The 13,949-nt window shown below is 56.2% G+C and carries 14 protein-coding genes; 3 read left to right on the top strand and 11 right to left on the bottom strand.

The features are described 5' to 3' along the window. Nucleotide 1: 1 nt before the first annotated feature. A complete protein-coding gene (locus tag SH248x_RS15980; RefSeq protein WP_459555299.1) occupies nt 2-793 on the top strand; it encodes a hypothetical protein in 792 nt (263 codons plus the stop codon). Between the two features lie 137 nt (nt 794-930). Beyond that, nucleotides 931-2,871 carry a S9 family peptidase gene (locus tag SH248x_RS15975; protein WP_459555298.1) on the top strand — a complete coding sequence of 647 codons (1,941 nt, stop codon included), beginning with the start codon at nt 931-933 and terminating at the stop codon, nt 2,869-2,871. 266 nt (nt 2,872-3,137) lie between these two features. On the opposite strand, the gene tnpA is transcribed toward SH248x_RS15975, so the two are convergent. Further along, nucleotides 3,138-3,590 carry an IS200/IS605 family transposase gene (gene tnpA, locus SH248x_RS15970; protein WP_459555297.1) on the bottom strand — a complete coding sequence of 151 codons (453 nt, stop codon included), beginning with the start codon at nt 3,588-3,590 and terminating at the stop codon, nt 3,138-3,140. A 179-nt stretch (nt 3,591-3,769) separates the two neighbouring features. Continuing rightward, complete coding sequence (locus SH248x_RS15965; RefSeq protein WP_459555296.1) at nt 3,770-6,052, bottom strand: coiled-coil domain-containing protein; 2,283 nt, start codon at nt 6,050-6,052, stop codon at nt 3,770-3,772. 793 nt (nt 6,053-6,845) lie between these two features. Between SH248x_RS15965 and SH248x_RS15960 the strand changes: the two genes are divergently transcribed. Further along, nucleotides 6,846-8,138, top strand: a complete 1,293-nt coding sequence (locus SH248x_RS15960; protein WP_459555295.1) for a beta-ketoacyl-[acyl-carrier-protein] synthase family protein — start codon at nt 6,846-6,848, stop codon at nt 8,136-8,138. Between the two features lie 201 nt (nt 8,139-8,339). Here the strand turns inward: SH248x_RS15960 and SH248x_RS15955 are convergent, their stop codons facing one another. The 9 genes from SH248x_RS15955 to SH248x_RS15915 form a co-directional block, all read right to left on the bottom strand. Continuing rightward, the gene (locus SH248x_RS15955; RefSeq protein WP_459555294.1) at nt 8,340-9,227 is read right to left on the bottom strand and encodes a class II aldolase/adducin family protein; all 888 of its coding nucleotides are present in this window, start codon (nt 9,225-9,227) and stop codon (nt 8,340-8,342) included. Nucleotides 9,228-9,370: 143 nt separating this feature from the next. Then, nucleotides 9,371-9,664 carry a EutN/CcmL family microcompartment protein gene (locus SH248x_RS15950; protein WP_459555293.1) on the bottom strand — a complete coding sequence of 98 codons (294 nt, stop codon included), beginning with the start codon at nt 9,662-9,664 and terminating at the stop codon, nt 9,371-9,373. Continuing rightward, nucleotides 9,661-10,359: a hypothetical protein gene (locus SH248x_RS15945; protein WP_459555292.1), complete on the bottom strand. Its 699-nt coding sequence runs from the start codon at nt 10,357-10,359 to the stop codon at nt 9,661-9,663. Before SH248x_RS15945 ends, SH248x_RS15950 begins: the two co-directional genes overlap by 4 nt. 54 nt (nt 10,360-10,413) lie before the next feature. After that, the gene (locus SH248x_RS15940) at nt 10,414-10,671 is read right to left on the bottom strand and encodes a EutN/CcmL family microcompartment protein (protein ID WP_459555291.1); all 258 of its coding nucleotides are present in this window, start codon (nt 10,669-10,671) and stop codon (nt 10,414-10,416) included. 57 nt (nt 10,672-10,728) lie between these two features. Beyond that, nucleotides 10,729-11,094 carry a GxxExxY protein gene (locus SH248x_RS15935; RefSeq protein WP_459555290.1) on the bottom strand — a complete coding sequence of 122 codons (366 nt, stop codon included), beginning with the start codon at nt 11,092-11,094 and terminating at the stop codon, nt 10,729-10,731. Between the two features lie 54 nt (nt 11,095-11,148). After that, nucleotides 11,149-12,591 carry an aldehyde dehydrogenase family protein gene (locus SH248x_RS15930; RefSeq protein WP_459555289.1) on the bottom strand — a complete coding sequence of 481 codons (1,443 nt, stop codon included), beginning with the start codon at nt 12,589-12,591 and terminating at the stop codon, nt 11,149-11,151. Nucleotides 12,592-12,653: 62 nt separating this feature from the next. After that, nucleotides 12,654-13,136 (bottom strand): hypothetical protein, encoded by a 483-nt coding sequence (locus SH248x_RS15925; protein ID WP_459555288.1) that lies wholly within the window; start codon nt 13,134-13,136, stop codon nt 12,654-12,656. Between the two features lie 47 nt (nt 13,137-13,183). Continuing rightward, nucleotides 13,184-13,501: a EutN/CcmL family microcompartment protein gene (locus SH248x_RS15920; protein ID WP_459555287.1), complete on the bottom strand. Its 318-nt coding sequence runs from the start codon at nt 13,499-13,501 to the stop codon at nt 13,184-13,186. Between the two features lie 113 nt (nt 13,502-13,614). After that, nucleotides 13,615-13,878, bottom strand: a complete 264-nt coding sequence (locus SH248x_RS15915; RefSeq protein ID WP_459555286.1) for a BMC domain-containing protein — start codon at nt 13,876-13,878, stop codon at nt 13,615-13,617. Nucleotides 13,879-13,949 lie beyond the last annotated feature (71 nt).

Raw genomic sequence — 13,949 nt, 5'->3', positions numbered from 1 at the left:
GATGTTGTTGACTTGTACGGGGTGCATGTGGGCTGGCGGCAACAAAGCCGCCAAGCTGCCTGACAATTATACGGTTCGTGCTGAGCAACTTCGGGTGCACAGTGACAAGAAGCTGTCCGCCAATCATGAGCTGATGCTCGAGCTCAAGAAGCTTCGTCGGCAGGTGAGTGAAGAGATCGAGATTCCTCTTCAGGATCGCGAAGTCGTCGTGTATCTGTTTACGGACGAAGCAGAGTATCAAGAGTATTTACAGGCGGCGTATCCTGGCCTGCCGAATCGTCGGGCCTATTTCATTGGGACGTCGTCCGAGCTGGCGGTCTATACATTCTGGGGCGACCGCATTCAGGAAGACATGCGTCACGAGTTCACTCATGGGTTGCTGCATGCGGCGATGAAAGATGTCCCTCTGTGGCTGGACGAGGCGCTCGCGGAGTACTTCGAAGTGCAAGGCCCCGTGCCGGGAGGCGTGAATCGTGACTCAGTGCAGTCACTGCTGACGGCTCTGGAGAATGACTGGAGTCCGAACCTGGGGCGACTTGAAACCCTGACGCAGGTCCATCAGATGCAGCAGCTCGATTACCAGGAAAGCTGGGCCTGGATTCACATGCTCATGCACGAGTCGACGGTCTCGAAAGCCATCCTGCTGGAATACCTGCATGACCTCCAACGCGGCAAGAACCCTGGCTCCTTCGAAGCCCACCTTGCTTCACGCATGCCCGATTATCGCCTGCGACTGATCGCGCACCTGGCCAAATCGCTGAACCAGCCGATGATGACGATGAACTCGCGATAGTTGTTTTGCGATCGCGTTAAGGCTGAGGCGTGTGAGCTTGTCAGGTAGTTCTGCTACAAACGATGACGCTCATCGGTTACGATCATCTGGTAAAGACCCGCCTCCCTTCCCGCCGCTAATGAACAGGAACTCGCCTCATGCAGCGACTGTCCCTTTTGATGATTGTTCTCATGATGCCCGCCGTTGTCGTTGCTCAGACATTGACGCCGCCAGAAAATCTGGTCACGGAAGGGATCCCGCCGATTCCGATGACGCTGCCGGATTCGGTCAATCGGTACACCGAAGCTCGTGCGGCGTCGTTTGTTGACTGGCATCCGACAGAAAAGCAGTTGCTCGTTTCGACACGCTTCGGCAATACGAATCAGATTCACCTCGTCAAACAGCCTCTGGGGGCCCGCAGTCAGCTGACGTTCTTCAATGAACCTGTCGGCAGCGCCAGCTTCGAGCCGAACACGGGCGACTACTTCATCTTCTCCAAGGACATTGGCGGGAATGAATTTGGTCAGCTGTTTCGTTTTGACCTGCAGTCGCGCGATGTCACGCTGCTGACCGATGGGGGGCGTACGCAGAACGGCGGGTTGTTGTGGAATAAGGCCAAGACGCAGGCTGTGTATTCGTCGACACGACGCAATGGAGCGGATCGCGATCTCTGGATCATGGACCCGAAGAATCCGTCCCAGCAGGCGCTGGTGATTGAACTGCCCGGCGGTGGGTGGGGGGCTTCGTCCTGGTCGGGCGATGATTCGAAGATCGTTCTGTCCGAGTACAAGTCGATCACGTCGAGCAAGCTGTGGATGCTCGATGTGAAAAAGAAAACCAGAACGCTGATCACAACCGACGGTGAAGACATTGCCTGGGGCGAAGCGAAGTTTCATCCTAAAGATCCGACGAAGCTCTACGTCACGACCGACAAAGGGAGTGAATTCCAGCGGCTAGGGATTCTCGAACTCGAAGGGGAGAAGCTGACCGTTCTGACGGACATCATTCCCTGGGACGTCGAGTCCTTTACGATCACCGAAGATGGCTCCAAGCTGGCCTTCGTGACCAACGAAGCAGGGATGTCGACGCTGTACATCATGAATACGGCTGACAGTTCCTTCTATAAGGCAGAAGGTCTGCCTCCCGGAGTCATCGGCGGTTTGTCATGGCATAACAATAACGTCGATCTGGGGCTGACTTATGCCTCGGCGAAGTCGTCCTCGGATGTTTATTCGTACGATACCAATGCGTTGCAGTTCACTCGCTGGACGGAAAGTGAGTTGGGCGGTATGAATCCTGAGAGTCTTCAGAACGCGGAACTGATCAAGTGGAAGTCATTCGATGGGCTGGAAATCTCGGGCTTCCTGAATCGTCCTGCTCCCAAGTTTACGGGGAAGCGACCCGTCATGATCCTGATCCACGGCGGCCCAGAGTCACAGGCTCGTCCGGGATTCATGGGGCGTTATAACTACTACCTCAACGAGTTGGGGATCGCGATCATCCAGCCGAATGTTCGCGGGTCAGCAGGGTACGGGAAGTCGTTTGTCAAACTTGATAATGTTCTGTTGAGAGAAGACTCCGTCAAGGATATCGGGGCTTTGTTTGACTGGATCGCGGAGCAGCCTGATCTTGATTCCCAGCGGATCATGGTGATGGGAGGCTCTTATGGTGGTTACATGACGCTGGCTGTCTCGACGAACTATCCGGAGAAGTTTCGATGTTCGGTCGATATCGTCGGGATCTCGCATTTCGGGACCTTCCTCAAGAACACGGAAGACTATCGACGCGACCTCAGACGTGTGGAATACGGCGACGAGCGCGACCCGGAAGTCGCTGAGTTCTTCGAGAAGATTTCGCCCCTCAACAATGCCGCGAAGATCAAGAATCCGCTCTTTATTATTCAGGGTCAGAACGATCCTCGCGTCCCACTTTCAGAAGCCGAGCAGATGCGAGACAAGGTGAAGACGCAGGGCACGCCGGTCTGGTATCTGATGGCAAAAGACGAGGGCCACGGCTTCCGCAAAAAGCCCAATGCGGACTTCCAGTTCTACGCAACGATCATGTTCATGCAGGCCTACCTGTTGAACGAGAAAGAGTAAGGACGCGTCTTCTGAGGCGAGCGGGGGGTGTCAATCCCCTGTCTTATTCGGCATACTGTTTATCAACGCATCGAATACGCCTACAGTCTCTCCGATCTTCCCCGTCCTGAAGGGACGATTTCTACCAGCCCAGGATGAAATCCTGGGTTAGGACGCGAGAGAAAGCACACCCACCCTGAAAGGGTGGTTTCATCGTCATCCACGTTATTGACTTGCCACGTTTGAGCAAGACTCCTCCTGCCTTGAAGAACTGGTCATCAACTCGCTCAATCCCAGACGAAGCGTTCATCCCACTCGATTTCATAGCGTTTCAGCCATGTTCGTAGTTCGTCCTGGAATGATTCTTTGGCGTGGTGCTCCGGTTGATGCAGGATGTACTCTCGCACCCTTTCCACGTTTGACTGGCTGACGGAAAAGGCTGCGTAACCGGCTTGCCATTGGAATGGGACGGGAAGGTCGCGTGTCTGATTGATCCAGTGAGAGGACTGAGATATGAGCGATTTTACGACATCAGCGAGGGAGAGTGTCCGTCCGAGTTGGAACAGCATGTGAACGTGGTCAGTGATGCCGCCGACGATGAGTGATAGGCAGCCGATGTTATTGGCAATGCCGCCGAGAATTTTGAACGCCTCATCTCGCCAGACGTCGTGGAGGAGTGGTTCGCGATTTTTGGTGGAGAAGATGAGGTGGATGTAGATCTTCGCCAGGGATTGGGCCATGGTGGATTCTCGCGGTGAGCGACCCCTACAGGGTCGGGAGAAGAAATTGATCCTCACGAACCCCAGGATTTCATCCTGGGCTGGTAGAAATCGTCCCTTCAGGACGAGGGAGATTGAAGGCACTGCAGGGGTTTTTCGTGTCGAATAAGACAGGGGGTTCACACTCCCCGCTCGCCTTTTTAGGCGGCGTCGCGGCTTAGTTGGCGGATGAGTTCTTCTGCGGTGAACTTTTCGTGGAGGAGACGTTGGAGAGGCAGGATGTTTTCTTCCTGCCACGTCTTGATGGAGGTCAGCGATTCCCGGGACTGTGTCTGCAGGGCGTCGAGCATCTGGGCGATCTTGTCGGAGATCGCAGACAGCGCGGCTTCCTGGGACATGGCTTTCTTCCAGACTTCTTCGGCTTTGGCCTGGGCGTCGTGGAGTTCGCTGACTTGTTCGGCGAGGAAGACTTTAGCAGCGTCTTCGATGACGAGCTTTTCCTGGATCGCCAGTTCTGCTTCGACGTCGTCTTCGCTGAACTTCTCGACGAGGGCGCGATGGGCCTGGTCGACATGCACCTGGCGCTCGATGACAACGCGGTGCAGGCCTGAGAGTTCGTCGCGGAGTTCTTCGAGACGCTGGCGTCGGTTTTCGAGTTCGACGGAGAAACTGTTGGCGATCAGCAGTTGCTGCTCGAATTCGGCGTGGCGATCGCTGTTGTGAATGTTCTTCATCAGATCGGCGAGGGTCTGGCATTCGGTGACGGCGCTGCGGACGCGTGCCAGCTGACCATCGAGAAGTTGCTCGCGGGTGTCGAGGCGATCTCGCTGCTGATGGAGCTGCGACGAGCGGAGTTCGAGGACTTCGCGTTCCTGCTGCAGCTGCATGCGTGCCTGCTGGTAGTCGACCAGAAAGCGGTGATTGGCCTGTTCGAGTTGCTGGCGCTGCTTATCGAGGTGCTTTTGCTGGAACGCGATGCGACGCTCGATTAGCTTGGCCTGCTCTTCGTCGATCGTCTCGACAGGAGCGGTGGCTTCGACCGGCTCGATCATCAAAGATTGCTGGGCTGCTTTGGCGTTCTGGTAAGCCTCGATGGCTTCATGATCGATCACGGGTTCGGGAGCGTCAGCGACGACGGTCTCGACGACTTTTTCAACGACCTTCTCGACGACGGTTTCCACAACGGTTTCGGTAACAGTCACGGGCGGCTCGGCCAGTTTTGCAGCGAGCGTTTCCGCCAGCGATTCTCGATCTGCTCTTGCAGCGACGAGTTCCTGCGCGATGGCAGTCGTGCGAGCCTCTGCCTGGATGACCTGAGCGTGTGTTGCAGTGAGCATGTCTTGAAGACGGCGGATCTCCGAGTTCGTTTCGCTGCGGTGTGAGGCTTCCTTCATCAGTTCGCCGTGAATGCCGAGGAGTTCCGCGTGGAGCATCTCCAGTTCGGCTTCGACTTCACTGCGGAGCACCTTCTCGTGTTCGCATTGCTTACGAAGTGTTTCCAGTTCCGGCTGGGCCGCTGCGAGTTGTGAGAACGCATCTTCGCGCGAACTCTTTTCGACTTCGAGCAGTTGAATCAGGCCACTGAGTTGCTGACGAGTCGATGTCAGTTCCGCGACATTGCCTTGCTGCTGCTGATGGGTGGAGGATTCTTCCATCCGTGTCAGCTGAGCAGCAAGGTTGTCAATAAGAAGTTCATAATCTGCGACGTACTGAGCCTTCTGGTCGACGTCGTGTCGTTGTTCGTCGAGGGCGGCTTTCTGGCGAGTCAGCTCCTGCTGGAATTCATCGAACTGAGATTGAGCAGCCATGACGGCCTGATGGAACTGATTCTGCTCGTCGTCCTGCTCTGCTTTTCTCTGGCGCAGTGACTCGATTTCTTTCTTCTTGACCTGCTCGAAGGCGAGGCGCTCGCGGGCGAGTTGTTCTTCGTGAGCGAGACGCTCTTCGGCGATATCGCGCTGGAACTCTTCGCGATCGGCATCGATGCTCTGCTGGAACTCTTCGCGCAGGCGTGAGAATTCGACCTGCAGAGGGGAAGTCGGAGCCTGGTTTTTGAACTGCTGGTCGAGGGAGCTGAGGTCAAGTTCGGTCTCAGGGACCGCCTCGACGCGGACAACTTTCTGCTGCATCTGAGACATCTGCAGACGAAACAGACGTCGTTCCTGTTCGAAGGACGCAAGCTGTTTATGAAGCGACTCTTCCCGTCGAGAGAGGTCCGCCATCCGGGTTTCGAGCTGGGCGAAGAGTTTGCCCGCTTCGCCGATCAGGTTGTCTTCGGGCAACGTGGGGCGGTATTCGACCTGGTAGGAGAGAACATCCGGCTCGACGGCGGGTGGTTCCGGGGCGGCGTTGTAATGCGGGTGCGGACCGTCCACGCGGATCGTCTGGTTGATCCAATGCGAGGGAGCAGGGCCATAGACGGCGTGGGGCGACGTCTGTCCCTGTGTGTTCACGGCATGCGACCGTGACGTGGGCCCGTTCATAACTTCCTCGAGACGTGAGATGGAGACGTGACAACGGAGGGTGACTCGCAGGATTGCGGGTCAGTGTTTGGCTCTGGACCCTACTCGAAAGGGGAAAACGTGCCTATCCGTTTCGCCACGCCGAAGTGCAAAGAGGGGCTGAGTTTGTAGAAACGACAAGAAAACGCCCCGAATTGCGACATTGCGGACTCATGGGGGCTGGTTTGGACACTCTCGGAAACCAAGTGTCCACGAATTAGTCGTTGTTGACTGGTCTGGCCAGTTTTGTGTCAAGAGTCTGATTTTGCTTGACACAATGGGGGGAAGCGGGTGTAATAGTCCGTTCGCTAACTTTTTATGCCTGATCGTGGGGACCTTCGGGCGATAAAAAGGGACGCGGCACACACCTGAAGATCACATCTTTCGGTCGTGTTTTTAGGCTGGGGGAACACGATTCCCTCCTCACCGTTTGCAGGCTGCCTATCTTCGCTAACCGGGTGATTGTCGTATTTGGCAAAACGTCAAATGCTTCGGTCGCGTTCCAGTTCGCGTATCCAGATTCTGGCTAAGCCTGTACACTCCCGACCACTCGTCGAACAGATCTCAAGTGATCCGTCTCGGGTTTTGCCCTGAGCCGTCGATTTTCATTTGAGTCCTCTGCCTCTACGAACCACGGTCACCATTCCAATTCGAAGTACCAATGTCGTCACAACAGTGATGTTGCTGCAACATTTCGTTTCGCAGTGCGCTTAGTCCTTCATGGGCCGGTTGCACTGTCACAACGGCTTCGATGTGAGGTTGCGGGGCTAGGTTTATGTCGACATCAAGCTATCACTATCCACGCGTGGTCATTTCAGGCCTGGGGGTCGTTTCGCCAATCGGTATTGGCAAGGAGACCTTCTGGGACAACCTGAAATCTGGACGCTCGGGCATCGACTTTGTCAATTCGATCCCTTCCGAGACGCTGCCGTCCAAGTTCGCTGCGGAAGTCAAGAACTTCAATCCGCTGGACTACCTGTACAATAAAAAGTTCCTCAAGGTCATGTCACGCGACATCCAGCTGGGTGTCTGTGCGGCTTCGATCGCCATGAAAGACTCCGGCATCAAGGCGGGGATGGTCGATCCAATCCGCATGGGTGTCGAGTTCGGAGCGGGTCGCATTTCTTCGACTCCCGATGAGCTCGTCGACGCTGTCATCGATTTCGAAGACGTTGACGACGATCAGTTCACCCGCTGGGGCGAAGACCGTATGGGCAAGATCTGCCCCCTCTGGTTGCTCAAGCAACTGCCGAACATGCCGGCCTGCCACGTCGCGATTGAACACAACGCCCAAGGCCCGAACAACACGATCACGTCCCGTGAATCGTCTGCTCTTCTTGCCCTGGGTGAGGCGATGCGAACGATTGAACGCGGTGCTGCTGATGTCATGATCGTCGGTGCCTGCAGCTCGATGACTGATCCACTCGACATCGCCCGATTGAACCTCTTCGAGAGTCTGTCTCGACGTGATGACGATCCCCTGCGTGCCTGCCGTCCGTTCGATCGCCAACGCGATGGAACCGTCGTCGGCGAAGGGGCTGCCGTCTTCGTGCTCGAAGAATACGAACACGCCAAACGACGCGGTGCTGAGATCTACGCCGAACTCCTCGGCGTCGGTGCAGGCTGCGATGGCTTTGGGTATGAAACTGGCAATGCGGGTGTCGGCCTGGTCCGTGCGATCAACGCGGCTCTTCGTCGATCGGGCGTTCGCCCTGACGAAATCGGCCACATCAACGCTCACGGCAAGAGCACTCAACCAGACGACCTGTTCGAAGCCAAGGCGTATCACTCGTCTCTGGGAACAGCGGCTGAGAAGATTCCAGTCCTTGCTCTCTCCAGCTACTTCGGCACCTTCGATGCCGGAACCGGTGCGGTCGAACTCGCGGGCAGCCTGATGGCGATGCGACACGGCGAACTCCCTGTCACGCTGAACTACGAGTTCCCAGATCCGGGTTGCAAACTCAACGTCGTTCACCGACAGACAATGCCACTGAGGAACTCACTGGCAATGAGCGTCAATCGCACATCGATCGGGCAAAGCGCTGCCTGTATCGTGCGGGCTCTGTAAGCAGTTGCAGTTCATCAACAAAAAGTAGGGCGGTTGCTGCAACCGCCTTTTTTTATGCGCGCCGGGTTGATGGTTCCCGTAGGGTCCGCTGTGCGGACCGTTCGTTCGCGAAATCGTAAACAAGAAGCAATAGCTTAACTTGATGTAATCAACCGCGATCAGAGATTGTGTACCGATTGACGGTCCGCACAGCGGACACTACTAACCACCCATGGCGGCCATGACCTGATTGGTGATTTGCTGGACGAGTTGGTCGATGTCGGCTGATGGCGATGGGGCAGCGGTTGCTGTCGGGGCTTCTGACTTTTTCAGATACGAGCCGTACTTCGGGATATCGGCGAAAACTTTGGGTTGCAGCTTGTTCTCTTTATAGCCGGCGCGGTAGGCGTCGTTGCTGCACAGGTCGCAGTTTTCGTGGAAGCGAGGGTCGTCCAGGCCCATGCGTTTTTTGAGGTCGAGCAGTTCGTGGAGCTTGCCCTCATTGAGGTAATCGATCGGGCCGAGCTGACGAGCCAATAGAAGAATCCGGCAGTACGAGTCGATGATCTCGGTCTTCCAGAACGCTTCTTCGACGGTCGCACCGAAGCTGACCGTGCCGTGGTTTTTCAGCAGGATCGTGTTCGTGCCGTTCTTGAGAAACGGGACGACGGTCTTCGCGAAGTCCGTTGAGCCAGGCGTGTCGTAAGGAGCAATCGGGGTCTCGCCGAGGAGGACTTCAACTTCCGGCAGAACGCATTGCGGGATCGGCTCGCCTGCGAGGGCAAAGGCGGTTGCATGAGGAGCATGACAGTGAACGACGGCGATCGCATCCGGGCGATGCTTCATGATCTCCAGGTGCAGCAGAATCTCGCTGGTCTTCTTGCGTTTGCCTGCAATCTGGTTGCCGTTGAGGTCGACGGCACAGAGGTCTTCAGGTGTCATGAAGCCTTTGCAGATCATCGTCGGCGTGCAGAGAACTTCATTCTCACCCACACGAATGGAGATGTTTCCATCGTTAGCCGAGACCATGTTCTTCATGTAAAGACGACGCCCGATCTCGCAGATCTGTTCTTTGAGTTGGCGATTGTGGATGCCGGAGTTGTAAGCCATGAGGAGAGACCTTTTGCCACAGAGGGCACAGAGATCACGGAGTTAAGGAGTTAAACCCCCAAGGCACAATGGCACCAAGGCGGGATCGTTTTATTCTGATGTTCTTTGTTGTTAGTTCTCTGAGCACTCTGTGTGCTCTGTGGCTAGTCTTTGACCGGAATGACATCAACACTATCCAACAGCGCAGCGCAGTAGGCGTCGACGGGTTTGAGATCCGGTGCGAACGGGGCGGCGGCTTCGGTCCCTTCGCAGATCGCGATGGTGGAGCCGAGGCCGGAACCGAGTTCGTCATAGACAACGAGAGCTTCGCCGCGACCGGCTTCGTCGCCGGTTAGTCCGCGCCAGTCGAAGGGAGTGACGAGTTTAAACGTCGCCCCGGCGAGGAGTGGGTGGACGCGACACAAGGTGACGGTGCCGATGACTTCGCCGATTCTCATAGCAAAGGCTTTCTAGCCACAGAGGGCACAGAGGTCTCAGAGATGAGGCAACGGAGAATGTTTCGAAGTTCAAAATACGGTTTTACCGAGTCCACACACCAGACGTTCGGGGCCAGTGACTTCTGGATCGCTGGGATGTCGTCGAGATGGCAGGCGACCGCGGCTCGAATGGATTCGTTTCGATTGGCAAGACAGGCCACGTTCCAGGGTTCGCTGGAGAGGACGATGATCTGCGGGGTGTCACGGATGGACGAGGCAATTCGTGAGACAATACTGCTGGTATCTGCGAGTCGTTCGGTGGTCCAACTGGTAGATCGGCGTGTGACGTCGTTCCAGGCTCCCATTGCGTTGTCGCTGCGGGAGTCGATGAGACACAGGCCTTTGGTTGGACTGATCGAAGTGGCTTGAGCCGAGGGTTGATCTCGGTGGATCGTAATGCCGCGATCGCGAGCGTAATCGTGAGCAGCGGGAGTGATGATCGCTGTTTTGGCGACCGTGACTGCTTTCACACTCAACGCCAATTTCGAGAGAGTCTCTTCCGTGATGACTTTCTGAGTCAAAGCAGAGGGAGCCATCACTGGCTTGTCTTGGCGTACCGGGTATGACGCAGCAAGCTCTCCACGCGCACTCTCCTTCGACAGGGTGTTCATGACCTGCCGGACAATTTCGTCAATGAGAGTGGGAGATGGGTTCATGATCGATTGTTGTTGAGTGCGGATTGCCCCGGGTGACTCACCCGGGGCTAAGTATTAGGAGTCCTGAATCCCGAGGGTGATGAAACGGGCGGGGACGTCTTTACGGCCGCTCAGTTCGTGAACGAGAGACCCATCCGAAGAGACGATGACGGTATCCCCAACCCGGCAGCCCAGCCGATCCAGCGTCAACTGCGGCTCCGCATCCGGCTTGCCTGCTGGCGTCAACGGCTGCGCGATCAACATCGTCCAGCCATGAAGGCCGGGATGTTTGATGGTCGCGTGGGCTTTGCCGATGATGAGGGCGGTTTGCATGAGAGAAGACTTTTTGACACAGAGGGCACAGAGAACACAGAGATCTGGAGAGGAGGTTCAGTTGGAGACTCGTTCAATTCCTTCGACGAGGGTTTTGAGGCCGAAGTTGATGAGTAACCCACGCTTTTTGTTAGTGATTCTCAAGTAAGACAAAAGTTGTGACGCGGCCACTTCAGGAACCTTCAACTGAGATTTAATTTCCACGATGACTTCATTGTTGACGATCAAGTCGATTCGCTGTCCTTTGATCACACAACCTTTGTAAACGACATCAACCTCAACCTGTCGTGCAACATGAAAATCTCTCAACTCGAGTTCGTGTTGAAGAGCAGCTTCATAAATCGATTCCAGTAGCCCAGGCCCAAGAGTTTTGTGGACTTCAATCGCTGCCGAAATGATCTGTTCCGTAAGTTGATCAGCCATTGATTTTCCTCCTCCCCTTTTCCCTCTGTGCTCTCTGTGACCTCTGTGTCAAAATCAAATCACTCGCAGCGCTCCGGAGAGCGTGCAGCGTCGTTGTCTGGTGAATGTACTCGGCGTCGTGACCCCTTCGCCGGTTGGGGTGGCGATGCTGAAGGAGACGTAGCCTTCGCCGCCGATGCCGATTCCGGCCATGGAGGGGCCGTTTTTGACGAAGAGGGTGGTTTCCATTGCGCGTCCCATCTCGGTCATGCGGTTGACGTCTCGCGAGTGGATCACGCTGGTGTGACGGTAGCTGTGTTCTGATTCGATCGCCATGTCGAGGGCATGGGCGAAATCGTTCGCTTTCACGATCGGAAGAAACGGCATCATCTGTTCGTGATCGACGAAGGCGTTCTTCACGTCCGCTTCGCCGAAGAGTAGGGGGGTCTGGCTGGTGACTTTCAAGCCGATGAGGTCAGCGAGGACGGAGGCGTCTTTGCCGACGAGGTCGCGGTTGAGTTGTGGTTCGTTGGTCTCTTTCGAGATCGGAAAAGCGGCTCTGGTCAGTGAGTCGACTTGGGCTGGTGTCAGACGGTATGCCCCTTGGCGGCTCATCGCGGCCAGGAAGTCGCTGTAGACCTTCGCGACGACGAAGACCTGCTTCTCCCCGATGCACAGCAGGTTGTTATCGTAGGACGCCCCCGCGATGATCGAGCGGGCCGCGTTGTCGAGGTCAGCTGTTTCATCAACGACGACAGGTGGGTTGCCTGGACCTGCGACGACCGCCTTCTTGCGTGACTCCATCGCGGCTCTCGCAACGGCAGGACCACCGGTGACGCAGAGCATCTTTACCCCTTTGCTTTTGAAGATCGCGCCAGCGGATTCGAGCGTTGGCTTGTTGACGATCGTGATCAGGTTCTCAAGCTTGCTTGCTTTGTAGATCGCCTGATTGAATCGACGCACTCCTTCGCAGGCAACCTTCGCACCACCCGGATGAGGATTGACAACGAGCGTATTACCGCCCGCCAGCATCGTGATCGCATTGGACGCAAGCGTCGGCAGCGAATGAGTCACGGGCGTGATGACGCCGATGACGCCGAAGGGGGCTTGTTCGATGATCGTCAGGCCGGTGTCGCCTGAGTATGCATCGGGCTTGAGCCACTCGACGCCGGGCACGCGCTGCATGACTTTTAACTTCTCGATCTTATGTTCGAGTCGGCCGATTTTGGTTTCCTGGTATTCAAGACGCCCCAGCTCCTCGGCTTGCGAATCGCAGATCGACTTGATGATGCTGACGGCCTGCATGCGGGCAGACAGCGGAGCATCGCTGAACTTCTTATAAGCTTCACCAGCAGCATCGATCGCCTGGTCGACACACGAGAAGACGCCCCAGTCGCCCGACTTCACAGCGGGAGCAGGCTTGAAAGCGACGGGTGCGCTCGTGATCGAGTTGCCCTTCAATTCCTTGAGGACGTTCTCGACGACGGCTCGAATGTGGGCTTCTGAGAGGGTAGTCATGGGAAGGCCTGAGGTTTGAGTCGTGAGTCAGGAGGAAGAAAACATCTCGGTCAACAGTTCGTTTACGAGAGGGTTTCTTTCTGATACTTCAGCCAGTCTTCGATGCGGGACGTCGTGGGCAACTGAATCAGAATCAGCAGGATCGAGGCCAACGCCACTGCGAACACCCAGACGTGATGCTCGGTGATGAAGGCCACGAGTGAGACAAACCCTGGGGCTTCGATCATCGCCAGTCGGATAATCGTGGTCGTCATGTAAAGTGGCAGGAGTCTCTGGTCGAGCGATTCGCCTGTCGGGTTGGCTTTGATCTTCTCCAGAGTCTGCTGAAGAATGATCGACGGGACGACGTTACTGGCGACCGCAGTCCCGGCCATCATGACAACGCTGAGAATGCTCAGCACCATGCTCTCTTGTGGTGGTTTCCCCCACGCGAGAACAAAGGCCATGCCTGCAAAGATACCCAGGCCGCTGATCATGGCCATGCAGATGATGGCGATGAGGCGTGCGGTTTGTTGGGGCGTATTCAGAGGAAGGTTGTTTGTCATGTGATCAGTTCTTTCGAAGACACAGGGGGTTCACACCCCCCGCTCGCCTAAGAAACGGAGGTCTTGTCGTAGACAGACGTGGAGCCGATTGTGACGCGGTCGACGATGCCGATGATCGCGGCATCGACAGGCAGCGGCTTCGTCTCTGGCGTGTAACGGGCCGAGGACCCCTGCACGCAGATAACGACTTCCCCTTCCCCCGCCCCGACCGTATCGACGACGACAAACGAACGCCCCGTCGACTTCAACCCATCCTTGTTCTGCTCGTCGACGCGCAGCGGCTCCACGATGAAGAGCTTCTGCCCCTTCATGGAGTCGACCTTGTGAGACGAAACAATACTGCCGGTGATTTTGCCGATGAACATGGGATAGGGCTTCGCTGAAAGGCGCTGGGCGTTAGGAAAGACAAGAAATGGCGAATGGTTCAGGCTGGCGAAGCGGATCGGCTAACGCCTAGCGCCTAATACCTAGCGCCTCCTTAAAAATTCTCCATCAACCCCTTCTCGGGGCGTGGGATCACGTGGGCGGCGACGAGTTCGCCGACGCGGGATGCAGCTGACGCACCGGCGTCGACAGCGGCTTTGACGGAGCCGACGTCCCCTTTGATGACGGTCGTGACGTAGGCGCCGCCGATCTGGATTTGTTTGACGAGCGTAACGTTGGCGGCTTTGAGCATCGCGTCCGAGGCTTCGATCATCGCGACCAGGCCTTTGGTTTCAATCAGTCCAATGGCATCGTTCATAGTGGGTGAGTTTTCTGAGTGTAGAGAGTCGAGTGATAAGGCGCTAGGCATTAGGCGCTAGGCGTTAGGAA

The sequence above is a fragment of the Lacunimicrobium album genome, assembly GCF_052161635.1.
Taxonomy (GTDB): domain Bacteria; phylum Planctomycetota; class Planctomycetia; order Planctomycetales; family Planctomycetaceae; genus SXPC01.
The sequence above is the reverse complement of the archived record's forward strand: the minus strand, read 5'-3'. Positions and strand labels throughout refer to the sequence as shown.